The sequence below is a fragment of the Streptococcus sp. A22 genome, assembly GCF_043674215.1.
Taxonomy (GTDB): Bacteria; Bacillota; Bacilli; order Lactobacillales; family Streptococcaceae; genus Streptococcus; species Streptococcus suis_V.
In genome coordinates, this window is the sequence record NZ_JBIMJQ010000003.1 from 1 (window position 1) to 19,900 (window position 19,900).

Annotated in this window: 23 protein-coding genes and 1 pseudogene; 3 read left to right on the top strand and 21 right to left on the bottom strand. The window is 43.3% G+C overall.

Features of this window, described 5'->3' with window-relative positions:
- From ACHBHN_RS01540 to hemW, 6 genes and pseudogenes are all read right to left on the bottom strand, one after another.
- Nucleotides 1–725 (bottom strand): DNA cytosine methyltransferase (locus tag ACHBHN_RS01540; protein ID WP_394733518.1); only part of this gene is annotated, 725 nt, incomplete at its 3' end.
- 148 nt (nt 726–873) lie between these two features.
- Nucleotides 874–1,692, bottom strand: a complete 819-nt coding sequence (locus tag ACHBHN_RS01545) for a replication initiator protein A (protein WP_394733519.1) — start codon at nt 1,690–1,692, stop codon at nt 874–876.
- 2 nt (nt 1,693–1,694) lie between these two features.
- Entirely contained in the window at nt 1,695–1,862 is a 168-nt protein-coding gene (locus ACHBHN_RS01550; protein WP_394733520.1) for a hypothetical protein, read from the bottom strand.
- Between the two features lie 164 nt (nt 1,863–2,026).
- Nucleotides 2,027–2,323 (bottom strand): annotated as a pseudogene (locus ACHBHN_RS01555) (NUDIX hydrolase N-terminal domain-containing protein); the annotation flags it as partial.
- Complete coding sequence (locus ACHBHN_RS01560) at nt 2,310–3,050, bottom strand: acyl-ACP thioesterase domain-containing protein (protein WP_394733521.1); 741 nt, start codon at nt 3,048–3,050, stop codon at nt 2,310–2,312. The gene ACHBHN_RS01560 and the pseudogene ACHBHN_RS01555, both read right to left, overlap by 14 nt.
- Nucleotides 3,051–3,062: 12 nt before the next feature.
- Nucleotides 3,063–4,199, bottom strand: a complete 1,137-nt coding sequence (hemW, locus tag ACHBHN_RS01565) for a radical SAM family heme chaperone HemW (protein WP_394733523.1) — start codon at nt 4,197–4,199, stop codon at nt 3,063–3,065.
- A gap of 95 nt (nt 4,200–4,294) precedes the next feature.
- On the opposite strand from hemW, the gene ACHBHN_RS01570 reads away from it, so the two are divergent.
- On the top strand, nt 4,295–4,873 hold the full coding sequence (locus ACHBHN_RS01570; protein ID WP_394733525.1) for a VanZ family protein: 579 nt from the start codon (nt 4,295–4,297) through the stop codon (nt 4,871–4,873).
- 10 nt (nt 4,874–4,883) lie between these two features.
- Here the strand turns inward: ACHBHN_RS01570 and ACHBHN_RS01575 are convergent, their stop codons facing one another.
- The 10 genes from ACHBHN_RS01575 to ACHBHN_RS01620 form a co-directional block, all read right to left on the bottom strand.
- Nucleotides 4,884–6,332, bottom strand: a complete 1,449-nt coding sequence (locus ACHBHN_RS01575) for an IS1182 family transposase (protein ID WP_394733526.1) — start codon at nt 6,330–6,332, stop codon at nt 4,884–4,886.
- A 132-nt stretch (nt 6,333–6,464) separates the two neighbouring features.
- Nucleotides 6,465–8,732: a glycogen/starch/alpha-glucan phosphorylase gene (locus ACHBHN_RS01580; protein ID WP_394733527.1), complete on the bottom strand. Its 2,268-nt coding sequence runs from the start codon at nt 8,730–8,732 to the stop codon at nt 6,465–6,467.
- A 181-nt stretch (nt 8,733–8,913) separates the two neighbouring features.
- Entirely contained in the window at nt 8,914–9,261 is a 348-nt protein-coding gene (locus tag ACHBHN_RS01585; RefSeq protein ID WP_105122526.1) for an HIRAN domain-containing protein, read from the bottom strand.
- 37 nt (nt 9,262–9,298) lie between these two features.
- Nucleotides 9,299–10,012, bottom strand: coding sequence for a purine-nucleoside phosphorylase (deoD, locus tag ACHBHN_RS01590; RefSeq protein WP_105160564.1), 714 nt, complete (start codon nt 10,010–10,012; stop codon nt 9,299–9,301).
- A 35-nt stretch (nt 10,013–10,047) separates the two neighbouring features.
- Nucleotides 10,048–10,857, bottom strand: a complete 810-nt coding sequence (locus ACHBHN_RS01595) for a purine-nucleoside phosphorylase (RefSeq protein WP_105160565.1) — start codon at nt 10,855–10,857, stop codon at nt 10,048–10,050.
- Nucleotides 10,858–10,868: 11 nt separating this feature from the next.
- Entirely contained in the window at nt 10,869–11,225 is a 357-nt protein-coding gene (locus ACHBHN_RS01600; RefSeq protein WP_105160566.1) for an ArsC/Spx/MgsR family protein, read from the bottom strand.
- Complete coding sequence (locus ACHBHN_RS01605; RefSeq protein ID WP_105160567.1) at nt 11,225–12,436, bottom strand: phosphopentomutase; 1,212 nt, start codon at nt 12,434–12,436, stop codon at nt 11,225–11,227. The genes ACHBHN_RS01600 and ACHBHN_RS01605 overlap by 1 nt, the downstream gene beginning before the upstream one ends.
- A gap of 92 nt (nt 12,437–12,528) precedes the next feature.
- Entirely contained in the window at nt 12,529–13,203 is a 675-nt protein-coding gene (rpiA, locus tag ACHBHN_RS01610; protein WP_105122532.1) for a ribose-5-phosphate isomerase RpiA, read from the bottom strand.
- A 23-nt stretch (nt 13,204–13,226) separates the two neighbouring features.
- Nucleotides 13,227–13,769, bottom strand: a complete 543-nt coding sequence (locus ACHBHN_RS01615; protein WP_105122533.1) for a DJ-1 family glyoxalase III — start codon at nt 13,767–13,769, stop codon at nt 13,227–13,229.
- Nucleotides 13,766–15,004 (bottom strand): FtsW/RodA/SpoVE family cell cycle protein, encoded by a 1,239-nt coding sequence (locus tag ACHBHN_RS01620; RefSeq protein WP_394733528.1) that lies wholly within the window; start codon nt 15,002–15,004, stop codon nt 13,766–13,768. The genes ACHBHN_RS01615 and ACHBHN_RS01620 overlap by 4 nt, the downstream gene beginning before the upstream one ends.
- A gap of 523 nt (nt 15,005–15,527) precedes the next feature.
- On the opposite strand from ACHBHN_RS01620, the gene ACHBHN_RS01625 reads away from it, so the two are divergent.
- Nucleotides 15,528–15,635: a putative holin-like toxin gene (locus ACHBHN_RS01625; protein WP_105125669.1), complete on the top strand. Its 108-nt coding sequence runs from the start codon at nt 15,528–15,530 to the stop codon at nt 15,633–15,635.
- Nucleotides 15,636–15,797: 162 nt separating this feature from the next.
- Here ACHBHN_RS01625 and ACHBHN_RS01630 read toward each other — a convergent pair whose 3' ends face one another.
- Both ACHBHN_RS01630 and ACHBHN_RS01635 read right to left on the bottom strand, forming a co-directional pair.
- Nucleotides 15,798–15,992 carry a hypothetical protein gene (locus ACHBHN_RS01630; RefSeq protein ID WP_172059413.1) on the bottom strand — a complete coding sequence of 65 codons (195 nt, stop codon included), beginning with the start codon at nt 15,990–15,992 and terminating at the stop codon, nt 15,798–15,800.
- A gap of 203 nt (nt 15,993–16,195) precedes the next feature.
- Nucleotides 16,196–16,654, bottom strand: a complete 459-nt coding sequence (locus tag ACHBHN_RS01635) for a hypothetical protein (protein WP_394720178.1) — start codon at nt 16,652–16,654, stop codon at nt 16,196–16,198.
- Nucleotides 16,655–17,007: 353 nt separating this feature from the next.
- On the opposite strand from ACHBHN_RS01635, the gene ACHBHN_RS01640 reads away from it, so the two are divergent.
- A complete protein-coding gene (locus ACHBHN_RS01640; protein WP_394733529.1) occupies nt 17,008–17,337 on the top strand; it encodes a helix-turn-helix domain-containing protein in 330 nt (109 codons plus the stop codon).
- Nucleotides 17,338–17,561: 224 nt separating this feature from the next.
- Here the strand turns inward: ACHBHN_RS01640 and ACHBHN_RS01645 are convergent, their stop codons facing one another.
- From ACHBHN_RS01645 to ACHBHN_RS01655, 3 genes are all read right to left on the bottom strand, one after another.
- On the bottom strand, nt 17,562–17,822 hold the full coding sequence (locus ACHBHN_RS01645) for a type B 50S ribosomal protein L31 (protein WP_105110411.1): 261 nt from the start codon (nt 17,820–17,822) through the stop codon (nt 17,562–17,564).
- A gap of 111 nt (nt 17,823–17,933) precedes the next feature.
- The gene (locus ACHBHN_RS01650; protein ID WP_394733563.1) at nt 17,934–18,962 is read right to left on the bottom strand and encodes an FAD:protein FMN transferase; all 1,029 of its coding nucleotides are present in this window, start codon (nt 18,960–18,962) and stop codon (nt 17,934–17,936) included.
- Nucleotides 18,949–19,893: a bifunctional oligoribonuclease/PAP phosphatase NrnA gene (locus tag ACHBHN_RS01655; protein ID WP_394732761.1), complete on the bottom strand. Its 945-nt coding sequence runs from the start codon at nt 19,891–19,893 to the stop codon at nt 18,949–18,951. The genes ACHBHN_RS01650 and ACHBHN_RS01655 overlap by 14 nt, the downstream gene beginning before the upstream one ends.
- Between the last annotated feature and the right edge of the window lie 7 nt (nt 19,894–19,900).

Below are 19,900 nucleotides of genomic sequence, written 5' to 3' on the forward strand. Positions count from 1 at the left end.
CGACCATGTTGCCGTTTTTCTAGTCTATCTGGTGTTAAGACTGGAATGGCGATTTTAGCTCCCTCTCCTTTACCTCTCGTTAGTGTAGGAGCAAGTCCACTCGTCAGATAGACTTCGCCATTCAAACCACGTTTAGAGGGATTGATATTTCCTAGCCTTTCAAGATGAGCTGGGCTGTTTTCTCTTCTGAGAGGAAATATGAATCTGGAACGGTATCTTCTAGAATGTCCGATAATAAAGACCCGCTCTCTGTTTTGCGGGACTTGGAAGTCCTTACTGTTAAGCACCTGCCATTCGACATCATACCCCAATTCATCCATCGTGGAGAGGATTGTGGCGAACGTCCGTCCCTCGTCGTGATTGAGTAGGCCTTTGACGTTTTCCAAAAATAGAAAACGTGGTTGGATTTGTTTGGCCGCTCGAGCAATCTCAAAAAAGAGAGTCCCTCGAGTATCTTCAAATCCCAGTCGTCTTCCTGCGAGTGAAAATGCTTGGCAAGGAAATCCCCCGCAGATGATGTCCACTTGCCCTCTAAATTGTCTAAAGTCATGGTCTGTGACCTCTTTAATGTCATGGTATTCTATTTCCCCTTCTGTGTTAAACATGGCTTTATAAGATGTTCTGGCGAATTTATCAATTTCACAAAAGCCCACGCATTTATGACCCTGTGATTCCAACCCTATCCTAAAACCACCTATCCCAGCAAATAAATCTAAAAATTTCATTTTTCCTCTCTTTCCAACTAAAAAAGAGCCTTACACTTGTAAAACTCTTGCTTATATATGATCATCCATTTCTGGTGCACAGATGATTTCAACAATCAAAATGACGATAGAAATCAGATAGATTCCACCTAGTATCCACTAAATCATCTTAATCACCTCCCTTTACTTCGTGTCGTCTCAGTTGCTTGGTCCACTCTGACAGCACACCATTAAATACGTATTCAGCTATTACTTCCGCTGACCGAGCAAATCGCATATGTTCCAAAGCATACTGATAACGGTCACTAAAATAAATCATGGCATAGTCACTAGCTGACTGAGATAGCCCCGACTGTCTTAACTGGTCATGAACCAAACCCCAAATATAATCTCGATCGTACTTGGTCACGCCATCGACTTTTGAAGTAAAGTTCTCTTCTTGTTTCTCATCTACTTGCTGCCTCTCCTCCTCGTCCTCAATAAGGAAACCACTCCCTTTAGTTTCACTATATTTAGTCTCACTTCCTTCAGTCTCACTAGGGGCTGAATTTAAGACCGGCCCCGTCTTTCTTTGAGACCCCCCTAGTGTTTTTTTAACACTAGCCCCGTCTGTATGTAAGACTGGGGTAGTTTCATGTTCTAATTCCCCCAAGTAAATTTTATTTGCCATACGACCTTTTTCACTAGAGGACTGTTGGACTTCATCAATTAAGCCATATTCGCGTAAGGTTTTCTTGATAGAGAGTAGTTTTGACTTTGAACAGCCTAAAAGTGCCATCAGATTTGAATTGGAATAAATCAAATAAATAGCCCCATCCTCATCAATCCAGCCCTTACTCAAAGATAACTCCAACCGATCCTTTAAAACCGCGTAGGCTACCTTAACCTCCAGCTTCATATCCTTATAACGTTCACTCTCAAACAAAATTTTAGGGAGTTTATAATAACGCTCTGATGTTTGATACTGATTAGCGGTAATACGTTTCATGATTATCCCTCCAAGACTAAAAGTCCAACATTTCCGAATTCATCAAATCGGATTAAACCTACTTGTTCCAATTCATCAACCAGATGAGTTGCTTTCACAATATCAACTCCTAAAATAGCCACAAGATGACACATCACGATTTGGCGTGATGATTGTTCATACTTTTGCATGAATTCCTCCTGAAAATAAAAAAACGAGAACACTTATTAAAATGTCCTCGCTTGTGCGATATGATATTATAAACAAAAAATAAATTTTTCCTCCTTAATGACAGATTGTAGAACACTCAAATCCTTGATTTGACAGCGTTTTAAGCACCTGTCATTATTATGACACAATCCCCACCTGGCAAGGACCAGAACCCATCGTTTTCCTGGACCAGTAGGATTTTATCCTCTTGGAAAATGGCTGCGCGGGTATCCAACTTAGGGGTCTGATAGCCTGTTTCATTGCAAAACAGGTCATTCACCACTTCCAAGGGCTGCCCAGACGGTTCTACTAGCATCTCTGCCGCAATCTGTCTGATTTCTTCGAAACGCTCTATGTCATAAACATCTTTTCCATAGGCCAAGCCTGTCTGAGCCAAGGCTTGTAAACGTACGGCCCATTCCAACCACTTATCCTGTGACATGATCTTCCCTCCATTCTATGACAGCTTGCGCATGGATATGCCCATCTATCACTATCTCATGCTGACTGACCCCAGCTTCCGCCACCATACGTGAACTCACCAAGCTAGTCGCCTCTACTTCCTTGAGATACTTGAGTTGGATTTTTTTAGGGACATGGCAAAGCAGAAAATCATAGCCCAGTGCTTCATACATCCATTCCAGGTACTTGCCATTATTGACATGACCATTCATATCCAAGTCAAAATAGCGAACAGGAAATTCTTGGACAGATGGATTTTCCAAAAGCTGATACTTGGGAGCCCGAGGCAATTTCTTGACCTGCTCAGACTGATAAGGAGCAATCAAGGCTTCTGGCACAGGTACCACCTTGCGAGTTTCAAAATCAATCAGAACAAAATAACAGAGAATATCCAGCAAGAGATTGCCAGCCTCATCATAGATATAAAACATCCGATGACAGAAAAACTTGTTATAGGCAACCGCTTCTGTTTTAATGGTAATGGTTTCATTGTATTTAGGTAGGCCTTGAATAGTCAGTTCATAGTCTGTCACCACCCAAATCAAGCCAAATTCCTGAAACACATAGAGGTCACTGCGCCCCAGTTCCTCCGACTGCCGACCTGACACACCCAGACAGTAGGAAATAAAGTCAGGCAGTTTGATTTCTTGTTTGACATCCACCATATCAAAGGGAATGGTGAACTCTTCTTGGTAGCTTACTCCCATTATGTCCTCTTTCTAATCTTCTATAATAAAACGCTCGGCAACTGTATCGCCAAGAAACAATCCCTTTTTGGTCATCCGAAGCCAACGGTCTTCTTCTTGCAAGAGACCTTCATTTTTCAAGTCTCTGACCACCTGACCGTAGCGGTCTTCAAAGGAAATGCCAAACTTTTCCTCGAATCGCTCAATGGACACGCCAGTTTTTTTCCGTAAACCTAAAAACATCTCTTCTTCCATCTGCTCGGTCTGGCTGAGAAATTCTTCATGTAAGCGGGAATGGCCTTTTTCACGGATGGATTTAAGATAGTGCTGGATGGGGCCGCGGTTGCGGTAGCGCATGCCGTCGATGTAGCCAGATGCTCCAGCTCCTAGACCATAGTACTCCGAGTTGTCCCAGTACATGAGGTTGTGGCGACTTTCAAAACCAGGTTTGGTGAAGTTGGAGATTTCGTAGTGCTCGAAGCCGTTTTTCTCCAACTCCTGAAGAATGTAGTCGAACATATCGGACTCCACATCTTCGTTGGGCAGATGGAGGTTGCCGCGGCGTTGGCGATTCATGAAGACCGTGTGGTTCTCCAAAATCAAGCTATAGAGGCTCATGTGGGGAATGTCCAGCTCCAAGGCCTTGGCGACATTGTCCACCACCTGCTCCATGGTCTGACCAGGCAGGGCATAAATCAGGTCAATGGAAATGTTGTGAAAACCTGCTTCCTTGAGAGCTGCAATGGTTTCATAAATCTGGGCTTGGTTGTGACTGCGACCGATTTTTTTCAACATACGGTCGTCAAAAGTCTGAACGCCAAGCGACACTCGATTGCACTTGGATTTTTTCAGAACCGCAATCTTATCCGCCGTCAAGTCACCTGGATTGGCCTCAATAGTGAATTCTTCCAGCTGTGACAAGTCCAGCAAGTTCTCCAGATTGGTCAGGAGATAATCTAGCTGGTCTGCCGAGAGAGCCGATGGTGTTCCGCCTCCGATATAAAGTGTGCGGAGAGCTGGCAGGTCGTAAAACTTGACCTCTTCCATGAGGGCTGCCAAATACTCGTCAACTGGCTGATTCTTGATAAAGACCTTGGAAAAGTCACAGTAGTAACAAATCTGGGTACAAAATGGAATGTGGATATAGGCAGATGTCGGTCGTTTTTTCATAAGAACTATTATAGCACACTGTCTATAAAAATATTTTTTACAGCCTTTACCCCCCCCTCAAATAATGATATAATGAAATAAAAAGGAGGCCTTCTATGAGAAAAGAAGCTATCTATGACTGTATTAACCTGATCCTGTCATTTCTGCTCTGTCGCTGGCTCTTTATGACCTTTCTTTTTCACCAATTTTCAAACATTTTCATGACGGTTGATTTTTGGCCAGCATTTGCAGCAGTCTTACTGATGACCGGATTTTGCTTTACCCTATTTCGACTTGTCTATAAGCCCCATATTTCGCGACTGACACTTTGGTTTTTCTACGCTTGCTACGGGCTTCTGCTAGTCTTTCTTCTCTTTTTCAAAAGCATGGGCGTCAGAGGTGTCAACTGGGATCTCCTTAGCACCTTCTCTCAAGACCTATTTCTCAATCCTGCTATATTGGTCTTTAATCTCTTACTCTTTTTACCACTTGGGTTGCTTTTTTCATTTTCTTGGAAAAAACTTTCTCTCTTTGTAGGTGCCATATTGCTAGTTGAAGCCTGTCAATTCTTCTTTTCACTAGGCTTCTTTGACCTTGGCGACATCTTGCTGAACACTTCTGGCTTCGCCTTTGGAAACTTCTTGGGACAATCCGCAATGGCTCAAGCTTTCAAAAATAGAATACAGAAAAAATGACCCCAAAAGGTCATTTCAGATTGCAGACAAACATCGTTTCGGTGTTTGTCTTTTTTACTATTTTTAGAGAAAAATGTCTGTTTTGGCGCTTAAACCACCTCATCTGGACAAAATAAAAAGGCTCTCCCGCCATCCTTTTGACCAGTTTTTTGAGATTTAAGCACGCCAAAGTCAGTCCAATCTTATCCTCCATTTTGGACTTGCCTTTTTCCCTCGTGTAGCGCAGATTATGGTATTCCTTGGCTGTGCCAAATAGCCGTTCAATCGTCTCTTTCCGATGTTGGTAGAGCTCCTTCATCCCTCTTTGATGACGAATATCTTCGCACTGTTCCAAATACTCCTTCCAAATATGCCGCGTGACAACTTTTTGATGGTTCTTACTGGTCGTACATACTGATAATAGGGGACAGTTGGCACAAATTGCAGGGTCACTTTTGTATTCTCGGTAGCCTTCTCGGGTGGTCGTGCGATAGGTCAACACCTGATGTTCAGGACACAGGACACAATCGAAGTGTTCGTCATAGACAAAATCTTTAGGCCGAAGTTGTCCCTTCTTCCCACGAGGACGGGTGTAGGGAAGGACAGGAGTGATTTCCTTATCAAGCAAAAACTTGGCAATACTGGGAGTTTTATAGCCTGAATCCGCAATGATAGACTTGGGTTTCAAGGGTTCAAGCTTGGCAAAAAGTGCAGGAAAAGCCTGGCTGTCATGGATATTGCCAGCCTCAACACTATAAGCAAGTGCCCAGCCATACTTATCACAGGCAACTTGGGCAGAATAAGCAAATACCTCCTTATGGTCTCCTTTGTGGAACCAGCCACTCTCAGGGTCGGTAGTGGATAGTTTCTGGTTTTTAACCTCTCTTTTTTCGACGGGCTTTAGTGGCTTTTTTCCGTGCTTTACCCGATCTTGATTCATTTCGATTTCCAGCTGTTCACTCATGAATTTGGCCTGCTTTTCCACCTCTTGGTTGATAAACTTACGATTATTGGCCGCAGCTTTAATATGAGTTCCGTCTATGAACATCTCCGTCGGGTCAATTAGGCCTGCATTGATACACAGCCCAAGAATATGCGTGAAAATGGACTCAATCAAACCTTTCTCTTGAAAGCGACGCGAATAATTTTTGCCGTATGTCGTGAAGTGAGGCGCCTTGTCATCTAGGGTTAAACCAAGAAACCAGCGATAGGCAGTATTCACTTCAATATCCTTGATGGTCTGACGCATGGAACGAATACCATAAAAGCACTGAATCAGAGGAATTTTAACTAACATGACAGGGTCAAGACTAGGACGACCATTATCAGACGAATAGGTATCTTCTACTAGATCATAAATGAAGTCGAAGTCAATCACAGCTTCCACTTGGCGCAGGAAATGATCTGCAGGCACAAGCTGGTCAAGGGTATAGAAACCGTACTGATTGCGGTTGTAGTCAGGTTTTTCTTTGTGTAGCATAGGAGAACCTCATAAGTCCTTTTTCTTATATTATACTCCTAAATACGAAGAAAAGCCCTTAGAAAATCAATTCTAAGGACTTTGTCTTCAGTCTGAAAATGACCCCAAAAGGTCATTTTTAATTTATTTTATTTACTTAGCTTCCAAATGCCAAATATCTTCGTTGTACTGTTGAATAGTACGGTCTGATGAGAAGAAGCCTGCTTTGGCAATGTTGACGATGACTTTGTCCAACCAGCTGTCACGGTCTTCATAGTCTGCCAACATTCTTTCCTTAGTTTCAATATAGTCTTCCAAGTCCAGCAAGGTCATGAAGTGGTCATTGTGCTTGAGATTGTCCTGTAAGCGCCAGAGGCGTTCATCAATACCTCCAGCATGACGAATGGTATCAGATGTAATGAAATCGATCAATGGACGGATAGCTTCACGCTCATAGAAGGCATAAGGATGATAGGTTCCATTTGCATAGTGGTCAATAACAGTTTGGCTATCTTGACCGAAGATGTAGATATTTTCATCGCCGACCAATTCATGAATTTCCACGTTGGCACCGTCATCTGTACCGATAGTCAAGGCACCGTTGAGCATGAATTTCATGTTACCAGTACCAGATGCTTCTTTAGATGCAAGAGAAATCTGCTCTGAAATATCTGCCGCTGGAATGATGAAGCTGGCTTCCGTTACGTTGTAGTTTTCAATCATGACCAACTGCAAGTGTGGTGCCACTTCTGGGTCATTTTTGATAACCTGTGACAAGACCAAAATCAAGTGGATAATATCTTGAGCCGTTGTGTAAGCTGGTGCAGCTTTTCCTCCGAAGAAGACTGTCAATGGACGAGTTGGGATATTGCCAGCCTTGATATCCAAATACTTGTGGATAACATAGAGAACATTCATCTGTTGACGCTTGTACTCGTGCATACGCTTGATTTGCACGTCAAAGATAGACTCTGGATTGACCTCCACACCTTGCGTCTTAGCAATATGACGTTGCAACTTACGCTTGTTGTGCTGCTTGGTTTTTTCTAACCAAGATTTTAATTCCTTGTCATTCTTATATTCTAAGAGTTTTTCCAACTCGCTAGCATCATGGTGGTAGCCATGTCCAAGTAGTCCATCAAGATAGCTAGCCAATCTTGGGTTAGCATGCATGAGCCAACGGCGGAAGGTGATACCGTTAGTCTTGTTGTTAAATTTCTCTGGGTAAAGCTCGTAGAAGGCTTTTAACTCAGAAGTCTTCAAAATCTCAGTATGAAGGGCTGCTACACCGTTGATAGAGTAGCCGTAGTGAATATCCATGTGGGCCATATGGACACGACCATGCTCATCGATAATATTAACCGCTGGGTCATTCTTCACTTCCTTTGCACGACGGTCCAATTCCTCGATAAATGGCACCAAGTGTGGAACTACACGATTCAAGAAATCAAGCGGCCATTTTTCAAGGGCTTCAGACAAGATGGTGTGGTTGGTATAGGCCGTCATCTTCTTGACAATTTCAATTGCCTCATCAAAGGAAATACCACGAAGTTCCAAGAGACGAATCAATTCTGGAATGACAAGGGATGGGTGGGTATCATTGATTTGAACTACAGCGTAATCCGGCAAGTCATGAAGATTTGAACCTTTAGCAACAGCCTCATCAATCAAGAGCTGGGCAGCATTGGACACCATAAAATACTGCTGGAAGATACGCAGCACCTTGCCCTCATCTGTCGAATCATCTGGATAGAGGAAGAGGGTCAGATTGCGGAAAATGTCTTCCTTGTCAAACTCGATACCGTCATAGATGATATTGTCATCTACAGAACCAAGGTCAAACAGACGCAAACGATTCTTACGCTCTGTCTTATAGCCAGGAACATCAATATCATACAACTTAGATGTCAAGGTAAAGTTGGCGAATGGCACTTGGTAAGAAATTGGGGATTCTGTCAACCAAGAACGTGGCGTAATCCACTCATTTGGCACCGCAGACTGCTGGTGGTACTCAAACAGTTGACGGAAAAGTCCAAAGTGGTAGTTAAGACCGACACCATCTCCATTGAGACCAAGACTGGCAATGGAATCAAGGAAGCAGGCAGCCAAGCGACCCAAGCCACCATTACCAAGAGATGGCTCCATCTCCACATCTTCAATGGCGATTAAGTCCTTCCCTGCCGCTGCAAGCTGGCTCTTCACCTCATCATAAACACCCAAGTTAATCAAGTTGTTAGACAAGAGTTTACCAATCAAGAACTCCGCAGAAATGTAGTAGACTTTTTTCTTCTGCTCATTGGTATATTTAGCCTCGCTCTGTTGCTTTGTAAATGCGAGCAAAGCATAGTAAAGTTCATGGTCAGAACAGTCTTCAATCCGCTTAGCGTACATGGACTGGACAAAATTTTGTAAATTAATCATTCCTAATCTCCTAAATGAAACTAATATATGTAAGTGTTCATGATTATTTCGTTACTATATGTAACCGTTTTCTATTATACACTAAAAAACAAAAAAAGACAAGCTAAGTTCCATACAAATAGAACTTAGTTCGTCTTTCAAACGGTTACAGATTAACCTGATAACTTCTCTGTCTACTGATTTAGGCTGTCGGACGATTGTCCTTAAACTTAACAACCACGCGTAGTTGACGGTCAGGATGTTCCGTCAAATCAATCATTTGAACGCGAGCTTCCAAAATATCCCCGTGTCCATAAAAAAGCATCCGGCTGATTAAACTGTTCTTGTATTTTGGAATGTAGCCCAATTTCTTCCCCCGATAAAGAATAAGCACCGCTTCTGAATCATAAGGATTAGTTGGTTCAGCCAGTAAATCTAGAGAAGTTCCCAATTTTAACTCTTCGACAACATCTAATCCGTCATAATAAGCAAATCCTGCCAAGTGAAAATCTTCTACATTTCGAGTTGGTTCAAAGTGTGCAAATGTCATACATTCCTCCTTATCACAAGTTACTCCTTAGTCCGGCCTATTCCGCAATCAAGGTTTCCAGACCAACCTTCATCATGTCTGTGAAGGTATTTTGGCGTTCTTCTGCCGTTGTATCCTCATCTGAATTGACCAAGCTATCAGAAATGGTCATGATAGCCAGCGTTTCTACACCAAATTTAGCTCCCAAGTAGTAAAGAGCTGCCGCTTCCATTTCAACCGCCTTGACACCGATTTGCCCCAGTTCCAAGTTACGACTGAAGAGTTTTGGAGAATAGAAACTGTCTGATGAAAGGACATTTCCCACGTGAGTGGTCAAGCCAAAGTCTTTAGCAATGTGGTAGGCCTTGTCCAAAAGGTTGAAGCTTGCAATTTGTGGCAAATCGTACTCTGGCCAGTCAATATTGATCATACGAGAGTTGGTTGCAGCTGCTTGCGCCAAGACCAATTCACGAACATGAACATCAGCACTCAGTGAGCCCGCGGTTCCAACGCGGATTAATTTTTTCACACCGTATTCGTTGATGAGCTCGTGGGCGTAGATGGAAATGGATGGCATCCCCATACCAGTTCCCATGACAGAAACACGGTGGCCCTTATAAGTACCTGTGTAGCCGAACATATTGCGGACCTCGTTGAAGCACACAGCGTCTTCAAGGAAGTTTTCAGCAATAAATTTAGCACGGAGCGGATCTCCCGGAAGGAGAATTTTATCAGCAATATCGCCAGGTTTGGCAGAAATATGGATAGACATGTATTGTACCTCTTTATTATTCTATGTTCAAATTCTTACAACTCAGCCAAAATCGCTTTAATCAAGCCCTTGAAATCTTCTTTGATTTGTTCCGTCACTTCTACCACTTCTTCGTGGTTGAGTTCTGATTGGAAACCAGCTGCAAAGTTAGTGATAGCTGAAATTCCCAAGACATTCATGCCTGAGTGAGCTGCAACGATGACTTCTGGAACAGTTGACATACCAACTGCATGGGCACCCATGGTCTTGAAGGCCAAGATTTCAGCTGGTGTTTCGTAAGTAGGACCTGTCACACCGAGGTAGACACCATTGTCCAACTTGATGCCCAATTTTTCCGCAACTGCATGTGCTTTTTCTCGGTATGCTTTGGTATAGGCATTGGACATATCTGGGAAACGTGGACCAAATTCTTCCAAGTTTTCACCAATCAATGGGTTTTGACCAGTCATGTTGATGTGGTCTGTAATGGCCATAAGGGTACCTGGACCGTAGCCGATACCTCCTGCGGCATTGGTAACAATCACACCTTCACAACCAAGAGCTTTCATAACACGGACTGGGAAGGTCACCACTTCCATCGGATTTCCTTCGTAGAAATGGAAACGCCCTTGCAACGCCAAGACCTTGCGACCAGCCAAGTCACCGTAGACCAGCTTGCCTGCATGCCCAACAACTGTTGACTTGCCCCAGTTTGGAATGTCAGAATAGTCGATGACAATCGCATTTTCGACTTCTTCTGCCAATTCGCCCAAACCTGAGCCCAAAATCAAGCCAAATTCTGGCTTAATCAAGCCTTTTTCTTCTAAAAAAGCCTTTGTTTCATTGATTTTTTCTAATAGTGACATAATTTCTCCTTTTACAAATATCTTGACCAGTCGTATTCTGGCATTTTTTCTACGATTACGTCCAGCGGTCTGCAGAGAAAAGCGGTACTTTCTCGCTCGACAATGGGTCTGTTGACAAGACTGGGTTCAGCTACCATGAGTTCCAGAATTTCTGGCTCGGATTTTCCTACAAAATCGTCCTGTGCCAGGCGGATAAGTTGGGAAGGCTGGGCATCCATTTTAGCCAAAATCCTTTCCAAATCTGCCTTGGACAGGGGATTTTCCAGATAATTAACCCAGGTCACTTCCAGATCTTGATGAGCGAGAAGGACCCGCAATTTCTTGCACTTGCTACAATCGTGATTGTAATAAACGGTTACTTTTTTCATTAGACTAATTTATCCAAGAATGACTCACCAATCATGGCATTGTCCACACCGAAGTTTTCAGCAATGGTCGCCGAAATATCCGCAAAATGTCCCTGTGGAATCAAGCCGTTGCCAGTAAAGGAGGGGCTGTAAGCCAAGAGCGGAATGTACTCACGAGTATGGTCCGTACCGACATAGGTCGGGTCATTCCCATGGTCAGCTGTGATGAGGAGCAGGTCGTCCTCACGCATGGCAGCCATAATCTCTGGTAAGCGAGCATCAAACTCATGCAAGCAATCACGGTAGCCCTTGGCATCACGGCGGTGACCAAAGTTGGCATCAAAATCCACCAGATTGGTGAAGGAGAATCCTGTCTCAAACTCAGCCAGACCCATGGTTGTCAAGAGGGTATCGACACCGTGGTTGTTATTTTTGTTGTGGCCCATGTCGTTGGTAATGCCTGAGGCGTTGAAAATATCGCTAATTTTACCAACAGAGTAGGTCGAGATACCAGCATCTGCCAGTTTATTGAGAACAGTAGGCTCAAATGGAGAAACGGCATAGTCGTGGCGGTTGGCTGTGCGGGTAAAGTTACCAGGCTCACCAACATAAGGACGGGCAATGATACGACCCAGAAGGGCTGGACGCTCTAAGGTTATAGAACGCGCGTACTCACAGATGCGATAAAGCTCCTCAAGCGGAATAATGTCCTCATGAGCGGCAATCTGAAGGACAGGGTCTGCGGAGGTGTAAATGATGAGCTCCCCAGTTTCCATTTGACGAGGACCAAAATCATCAATCACAGCCGTTCCAGAATAAGGCTTATTGGCCTCGCGGATGACCTTACGACCTGAAAATTCTTCAATTTTGGTCAAAATTTCCTCAGGGAAACCATTCCAGAAGGTATCGAAAGGTTCGGTAATGTTGAGGCCCATGATTTCCCAGTGACCCGTCATAGTATCCTTACCAAGTGATACTTCTTCCAATTTTGTTGCATAACCTGTCGGATTTTCCTCGGCAGGAACTGTTTTCAGAGGTGTTTCACGAGGGATATTGCCGAGGCCCAGTTTAGCCATATTTGGCACATTCAAGCCGACTGTTTTTGAAATGTGTCCCAAGGTGTCTGATGCACCGTCTGGCACGCCTGCATTGGTAAAGTTGTTGGCATCTGGCGCCGCACCGATTCCCACAGAATCCAGGACAACCAGGTGAATACGTTTAAATTTAGGCATATTTCTCTCCTTTTTTTTGTAAATAAACGTTCGTCTTTTAATTATAACATAAAAAAGCTCTCATTTTCTAAAAAAATGAGAAGCGTTTTCAACTATTCTTTAGTAAGGATTTTAGGACCTTCTGCTGTTCCCACGATGACTCTTGAAATCAAGTTGATGAAGAGACCGTGCTCTACTACTCCAACTGTGTGGTCCAGTTCATTAGCCAAAGCAAGCGTATCCAAAATTCGTTGCAAATCCAGGTCAATGATGAAATTCTGCATATCGGTCACCAATTTCTGGCCGTCCTTCATACGGAAACTTGGACGATAGCCCTTCTTCTCAAACAGTCGGAAAAGATTTTCAGAACCGTATTGAACCACTTCAACCGGCAGTTTGAAGGCTCCGAGTGTTTCCACTAGCTTGCTTTCATCGACAATCCAGATAGAGTCCTTGGAATAGCTGGCAACGACCTTTTCCATGAGCAGGGCTGCACCGCCACCCTTGATGCCGTTAAAAGCTCCGTCTACTTCATCTGCTCCGTCCACCGTCAAGTCAACATAATCCACCTCATCAATATTCTTCAGAGGAATCCCCAGTGAAGCAGCGTGTTTCGCTGTGGCATGCGAAGTCGTCACACCGATGATGTCCAGGCCTTCTTCCTGGACCCGGCGACCGATTTCCTGGACGAAATAATAGGCAGTCGATCCTGTTCCCAGGCCCACAATCATCCCGTCCGTGACAAATTCAGCAGCCTTAATCCCAACTTGTTCTTTCAAATTTGACATAGTTTACTCCTTTGCTTTCTTAACTAGCCCTGTTGGTAAACCATGGTCTGCGCAAGTGCTTGACCGTCACCACCCAGCAACTCAACCAGTTTATAGGCAAATGGCAGACTGGTTCCGGCACCTCGACTGGTCACGATATTGCCATCGACAACCACCTCATCCGTCTGGTGAATCCCTGAGGCAATCTGCTCTTCCATGCCTGGATAGCAGGTAAAATGACGGTCCTTGAGAAGCTCCGCTCTCTCTAAAACAATGGGTGCCGCACAGATTGCTGCCACAAATTTACCAGCCGCAGCTTGAGTTTTCAATTCCTCAATCAAACCAGAATGGTCACGTAGATTGGTCGCCCCTGGCATACCGCCTGGCAGGACAATCAAATCATAGGCTGACAAATCGCCATCAAAGACAGAATCAGTCTGAACAGGAATCCCATGAGAACCTGTCACCGTCTGGCTGGTCAAGCCAACCATCTGGCAATCCATATTGGCCCGACGAAGGACATCAACCGGTGTCAGGGCTTCGATTTCTTCAAAACCTTCTGCAAATAAAACCGCTACTTTTTTCATTTTTCCCTTCTTTCTACACGCTTTATCGTGATTTTCTTATAGGATGATGCTTGGCGAGTCTGAGCCTCGTCAAACAGGGTAAATTGGTAACTCATGGATAATATCAGGCCAATGCCAATCAAGTTGGAAACCATAGAAGACCCACCCTGAGATATAAAAGGCAAGGGAATCCCGGTCAGAGGCAAGATACCTGTTGCTGCACCGATATTTTCAAAGACGTGAAAGAGCAACATGACAATGAAACCTGTCGAAATATAGGTGTAAAAACGATTGTTGGACTCGACAGTTATTTTCAACATGCGATAGATCAAGAGCAGATAGAGCGCAATAACCACCGAGGCTCCGATAAAACCAAAATCTTCTGCAATAACCGTGAAAATCATGTCACTTTCGCGAACAGGAATCAGCAGATTGGTTTTATTGATGCCGATACCCGTAAGACCGCCACTGCCAATCGCAATCAAGCTTTGGGCTTGCTGATAGGTCGTTGATTGGGCATTTTCAAAGGGATCTAGCCAGCCCAAAATTCGGTTGATTTGATAGGTGTCCATCCCCATATTATGAAGAAAAGACCGCCCACCAGGACTGATGAATATCAGCAGAAAAACTCCGACCAAGACGACAGCTGTCAAGACGGCTGGTAGTAAAATTTTCCAGGAAATTCCCGACAGGAGCAACATGCCACCGTATATGGCCACGAAAACCAAGGAAGTCCCCAAATCTCGCTGTAGATAAAGCAAGCCCAAGACTGGTAAGGTCAAGAGGGTCAGAAAGGCAATCAGACGAAAATCTTCCTTTAACTGCCGCACTGGATTCCGCTGTTGAAAGCTGACAATCAATCTGGCTGACATGACAATGTAGGAAATCTTCATGAATTCCGACGGTTGAAACAGTGTCATATCACTGACCGTTACCCAGTTTTTAGCCCCTGTAGAGGCAACCAGCTCTGGACTAAAATAATAGAGGGGCAAAATCATCAATCCCAGTCCCAGCATGTAAAGAAGCGGAGCCATTTTCCATAAAAACTTATTGGAAAAGAACATAACTAGGAAGGCCAAACCGATACCTAAGGCAATCCATAGCAGCTGCTGGCTGACTATCCGCACCAGGCTTTCCGGAAAATCAATGCTAACCGCTATATAGAGGGATAAGATACCTATCAACAATAGTAAAAATACAGGTAATATCAGACCGTAATCAATCCGATTATCTAAATCAATCTTTCGAGTGCTCATGTCTCCTGCTTTCTAAATCTGATCTTCTACTATTATAACAGAAAATAACGCACCGTATTTTATCAAACCCAAGATTCCTATCAAAAATCGCAGATGCGGTTGGCTAACTATAGTCTAGAGCAATCAAAATAGCTATCACGCGCACAAAAAAAGCCCTCTCCAAAACTCGGAAAAGGCTTAAAATCAATGTTTCTCTTAGTTCGCAGCGTTTGCGTCTTTGAGACCGTATTTATTATCAGTTAGTCGGTCATCAGTTTTCAATAAACTTAGAAAGGCAATCTTATCAGGTATTAAGCTAAAAATGGTTGTCGTCTGCTATCATCATTTCATTTAGATGGCAATCATTTTGGCAATCAAAAACTAAAGTCTTGTCGGCAGATAAAAGGAATCCATTTGAAGAAATGATTTAGCCGTGGTATAATGGAACGGTAAATAAGTTATGGTGGTAGCTACGAGTTTCGTAGAAAGGTGGTGGTGCTTATGAAAGTAAGTGCTAAAATCTGGATAGAAAGGAGTAGCTCTTTTGTCCACAGCGGAGGCTTTACAGTTGATGTTGGAGTTCGGTGGCTTTGTCCTCAGTCTCTTATCGCTGATTATTGTCCTTATTAAGCTGAATGATAAAAAGAAATAACCGTCTCAAACTTTAGCGAGTTGACGGTTATTTCTTAATCTAAAACTTAGCTACCGTCTTAAACGGATTTACACTGGGAGTTGTTGGAGCAACTCCCTTTTATAATTCCATTATAAGCTATTGGTGGGGAATTTGCAAGTGAGAACTAAATTGTGTATGTGATTATTGTCCGATTGCATCTACTGCTTTCTTTAACTCATCTCGGTATTCTTTCAAGAATTTAACGAGTTCCTCTTTACCCATTAGCTTCTTAGTTCCCATACTACCATAGGCGTCTTTTTGTTGTTGGACGCCTTGGTCTATACCTTCCTTCATGCTTTGGAAGGTTGCTTCATCAGCTAGTCCATACTCATCCATTTTAGCTTTATAGCTATCCAGATAGTGGTTTACAATTTTACCGTAGACTGTTATGTAGTCATTGTAAGTTTTGATAGCTTCAATGTCTGAATCAGCTACAGGAGGTGTGGAAGGACTGGTGCCCGCTGAGCTTGGCGTTGTAGTTGCTTGTGTGGTTGATTCACTTGTTGTAGAGCTAGTAGACGCTTGTGTACTAGCTTCCGTTACTTTTTTTCAGATGATTGGTACTCCTTGAAATCTTCGTCTGTAAAAAATGTGATTTTCCAGATTGTGGCACCTTCCCAGCTTTCAAATTTAAATTTGGTGTCGCTATCTATCTCTACTTTATATGGTTTTCCAATCGTGTTAAGTTGTTCATACTCGTAATCCAACGAATTTAGGTCTACTCCATATTGAAATCCAACATAAGCCTTACTACCCTCGGCTTGTAATTCTGTCAAAACAACATAATACGTTCCAGGTTCAATATCTGTTCCTGCCTTATATTCTCCATCAGCAAAAAATGAGACAGTCTCAGCCTGTACTTTCTCTTCTGATGATGATTGTGTTGTTTCAACTGTTTCAGAGCTTGCAGTTGTTTCCTCACTAGATTTACTGCTACAGCCAACTAAAATAATAAGTAGTGCAGTTGAAAGCAGTGTAATTTTTGTTAACTTTTTCATTATGTTTCTCCTCGTAAAAATATTTAATATTATCACTTTTATTTTTGTACTGTTACTATCTTTATTCTTGATAATTTTAAATATAGTTTATTGCGACCCATCATTTTTCTCCACTTTCCAATAAGAACGAATATACATTGTAGAATAATACATATCTGTTTTTGACAATTGAACTCACATATAGATTCAAAACGATTCTTAATTTTTATTCTTTAGGCTAATAATGTTTCTCTTTAAAATACATTATAACATAAACGTTCTGTTTTTAGAACGTTATTGTTAAATAGTTCTAAAAATATAGGTTTGTCTCTTTTATGATAAGTGTTATCCTTTGACATAAAGAGGAATAATGAATGGATCGTAATAACACCTTATCTCAGTTTGTCGTTGAAAGAATTAAATTTTTGAGAAAAGAAAAAGGCTTAACTCAGGAAGCATTATCAGAAATAGCAAGTCTTGATATTAAATATGTGAATAAATTAGAGAACTACAGGCATACAGCTCGCTTAGAAACACTAGAACAGCTTCTATTAGCTTTGGGACTAACTTATAGTGAGTTTTTTAAGTTTGACATTCAAGCCAACTCTAACTTAATTGATGAGTTACTTGTAGCTCTATCAAAACTTCCCAAAGACAAACAAGAGAAAAAGGTTCAAGCGATTATTGATTTACTTAAAGAATAGAAAATACCACTTGATTTATTAACAAGTGGTATTTTTGGTAATAGTTGTTCCTTGCAACCAAATAAAACTGTTTTAGTATGTGGGGTTAAAAATTTATAACAGACAAATCTGAAATACCTACGATATATTTAAACCGCTTCATCTGGAAATCTAAACCAATGGCAATCACGCGCACAAAAAAGCCCTCTCCGAAACTCGGAAAAGGCTTAAAATCAATGTTTCTCTTAGTTCGCAGCGTTTGCGTCTTTGAGACCGTATTTTTTGTTGAACTTGTCCACGCGGCCGTCTGCTTGAGTGAATTTTTGACGTCCAGTATAGAATGGGTGTGAATCTGATGAAATTTCCACACGGATCAATGGGTAAGTTTCACCTTCAAACTCAACAGTTTCATTAGAGTTCTTAGTAGAACCGCTAAGGAACTTGTAACCAGTAGTTGTGTCCATGAAGACAACAGTGCGATATTCTGGATGGATATCTTTTTTCATTATAAAAATTCCTTTCTGCCATGGTCTCTTTCCGAGCCATAGATTATAACCATTTAAGTTTACCAAAAGTTAGGCAGACTTGCAAGTCTTTTCCCCTATTTTCTCAACATTTTACAAAGCAGAGGCTCCGGAGGCCACATCCGAGGCCACACGCGCCCCAAAACCGCCTCTTGAAGGGCTGGCCAAACCGTCTGACAAATGCTGTTTCCTAGCCACAACCCTGTCCACCAATCCCGGCGTCACAAAAACCTTGCCATCCAGGCCAATCAGCACAGCCTCAATACCCTCCGTCTGGCAAACCGTCCTATAAATCTCAGCCATGGACTGACCAAAGAGACGTGTGGTCCAAATCTCGCCATCGACCGACCGCTTGGAGACAATGGAAATACTGGCCAGTTCAGAGGCAATGGGATAGCCTGTCTGCGGACTGAGGATATGGTGATAGGTCTTGCCTTCAACCGTTAGGCTCCTTTCGTAAATGCCAGAGGTGACCACCGATTCTTGAATGATTTGCAGAACCAAGATGTTCTGCCCTCGTTCTTTTCCAGGATCCTGAATACCGATTAGCCAGTTACCATCAGGATTATGAGGTGCCTGTCCAAATGTCTTTACATTGCCACCCAGGTTAATCAAGCCAGCAGTCACACCCATTCGCTCTAAAAATTCGACGATGCGGTCTGCCACATAGCCCTTGGCTAAGGCTCCCAGGTCAATGGCCATGCCCTCTTTTTTCAGATAGACCAGCATGTCCTCATCGTCCAATTCAATATCAGCTGGGTCAATGATAGCCAGCTTTTCATCAATTTCTTCCTGACTAGGCAGCTTGGCATCGGAAAAACCAATCCGCCAGGTCTGGACCAGCGGACCAATGGTGATATTGAGAAAACTCTTGTCAGCCAGGCTGTGTTCCTTGCCCAGCTTGATCAGTTCGTACAAATCCTCTGCAACAGGAACCGCCTGTACACCTGCATTGAGATTGACTTCCATGAGTTCCGAAGTCAGGTCATTGGCTGAAAAACGGTCCTTGTACAGAATAAGGAGGTTTTCCACCTGGTCTAAAATTGGCTCAGGATTCTCATGCCAAATCTTGGTTTCAATGACCGTCCCCATGAGACGGACGCTTCTGCTACTTGCTTGCATCTCGGACAACCTGCTGGATTTCTTGATAAATGGCTTCATTTTCGGCTAGGGAATAGGAATTAGCACCGCTGGCTAATGGATGCCCCCCGCCGTCATGCCGCTGGGCAATAGCCGAAATAGGAATATACTTGCTGCGGAGACGGACACGGTAGTTACCATCTGCTTGTTCCACAAAAATCCCCCAGGACTGGACATCACCAATACGACCCGGAGCGCCAACGATAAAGGAGGTTTCCGCATCTGTCACGCCGTATTTTTCAAGAGTAGCGCGGGTCAAGGTCACCCGAGCAGCACCATGTTCATCCACCTCTAAATTGTCATAGACATAGCCTGTCAGCTTGGCAATATTGTAGTCAATGGTGTCCATTTGGCGGCTCATCCTGGTAAAATCAAAGTCCTCCTGACGCAGGCGGGCCACAATTTCAAAGGTGCGAGCAGTCGTCGCAGGGTAAAGGAAACGACCCGTATCTCCGACAATCCCTGCGTAAAGCAGGCGGGCGATTTCCCCGTCTAGTTTGAGGTTGTTGCCCAGAGCAAACTCCGTAATCATTTCGCTACAAGAGCTGGCAGCTGTGTTGACCCAGAGCAGGTCACCGTAAGGCTCTTCGTTTGGATGGTGGTCGATTTTGATGAGAAAATCCCCAGTGGTATATCGATTGTCATCCACTCGCGGCGTATTGGCCGTGTCTGTTACGATGACCAAGGCTCCGTGATACTCCTCATCTGCGACTGAGTCCATGCTAGCCAGCCAAGCCAGGGTTGGTTCATCCACACCTGTCGCCTTGACGTTTTTTTCAGGAAAATTGGCCTGCAATAATTTCTTCAAACCCACCTGACTACCAATGGCATCTGGGTCTGGCCGCTGGTGACGGTGAATGATAATAGTGTCGTACTTCTTAATGGTTTCTAAAATATCTGTAGTAATAGTCATAGCAACT

What these genes read in the sequence shown, in the direction of transcription:
- ACHBHN_RS01560 (WP_394733521.1), bottom strand. Translation starts at nt 3,050, where the DNA reads ATGGGAGTAAGCTACCAAGAAGAGTTCACCATTCCCTTTGATATGGTG.
- ACHBHN_RS01595 (WP_105160565.1), bottom strand. Translation starts at nt 10,857, where the DNA reads ATGTCACTATTAGAAAAAATCAATGAAACAAAGGCTTTTTTAGAAGAA.
- ACHBHN_RS01645 (WP_105110411.1), bottom strand. Translation starts at nt 17,822, where the DNA reads ATGAAAAAAGATATCCATCCAGAATATCGCACTGTTGTCTTCATGGAC.
- ACHBHN_RS01650 (WP_394733563.1), bottom strand. Translation starts at nt 18,962, where the DNA reads ATGCAAGCAAGTAGCAGAAGCGTCCGTCTCATGGGGACGGTCATTGAA.
- ACHBHN_RS01655 (WP_394732761.1), bottom strand. Translation starts at nt 19,893, where the DNA reads ATGACTATTACTACAGATATTTTAGAAACCATTAAGAAGTACGACACT.
- deoD (WP_105160564.1), bottom strand. Translation starts at nt 10,012, where the DNA reads ATGTCTATCCATATTTCTGCCAAACCTGGCGATATTGCTGATAAAATT.
- ACHBHN_RS01630 (WP_172059413.1), bottom strand. Translation starts at nt 15,992, where the DNA reads ATGGATGAGTATGGACTAGCTGATGAAGCAACCTTCCAAAGCATGAAG.
- ACHBHN_RS01605 (WP_105160567.1), bottom strand. Translation starts at nt 12,436, where the DNA reads ATGCCTAAATTTAAACGTATTCACCTGGTTGTCCTGGATTCTGTGGGA.
- ACHBHN_RS01600 (WP_105160566.1), bottom strand. Translation starts at nt 11,225, where the DNA reads ATGAAAAAAGTAACCGTTTATTACAATCACGATTGTAGCAAGTGCAAG.
- rpiA (WP_105122532.1), bottom strand. Translation starts at nt 13,203, where the DNA reads ATGTCAAATTTGAAAGAACAAGTTGGGATTAAGGCTGCTGAATTTGTC.
- ACHBHN_RS01545 (WP_394733519.1), bottom strand. Translation starts at nt 1,692, where the DNA reads ATGAAACGTATTACCGCTAATCAGTATCAAACATCAGAGCGTTATTAT.
- ACHBHN_RS01585 (WP_105122526.1), bottom strand. Translation starts at nt 9,261, where the DNA reads ATGACATTTGCACACTTTGAACCAACTCGAAATGTAGAAGATTTTCAC.
- hemW (WP_394733523.1), bottom strand. Translation starts at nt 4,199, where the DNA reads ATGAAAAAACGACCGACATCTGCCTATATCCACATTCCATTTTGTACC.
- ACHBHN_RS01620 (WP_394733528.1), bottom strand. Translation starts at nt 15,004, where the DNA reads ATGAGCACTCGAAAGATTGATTTAGATAATCGGATTGATTACGGTCTG.
- ACHBHN_RS01640 (WP_394733529.1), top strand. Translation starts at nt 17,008, where the DNA reads ATGGATCGTAATAACACCTTATCTCAGTTTGTCGTTGAAAGAATTAAA.
- ACHBHN_RS01570 (WP_394733525.1), top strand. Translation starts at nt 4,295, where the DNA reads ATGAGAAAAGAAGCTATCTATGACTGTATTAACCTGATCCTGTCATTT.
- ACHBHN_RS01635 (WP_394720178.1), bottom strand. Translation starts at nt 16,654, where the DNA reads ATGAAAAAGTTAACAAAAATTACACTGCTTTCAACTGCACTACTTATT.
- ACHBHN_RS01575 (WP_394733526.1), bottom strand. Translation starts at nt 6,332, where the DNA reads ATGCTACACAAAGAAAAACCTGACTACAACCGCAATCAGTACGGTTTC.
- ACHBHN_RS01580 (WP_394733527.1), bottom strand. Translation starts at nt 8,732, where the DNA reads ATGATTAATTTACAAAATTTTGTCCAGTCCATGTACGCTAAGCGGATT.
- ACHBHN_RS01615 (WP_105122533.1), bottom strand. Translation starts at nt 13,769, where the DNA reads ATGAAAAAAGTAGCGGTTTTATTTGCAGAAGGTTTTGAAGAAATCGAA.
- ACHBHN_RS01550 (WP_394733520.1), bottom strand. Translation starts at nt 1,862, where the DNA reads ATGCAAAAGTATGAACAATCATCACGCCAAATCGTGATGTGTCATCTT.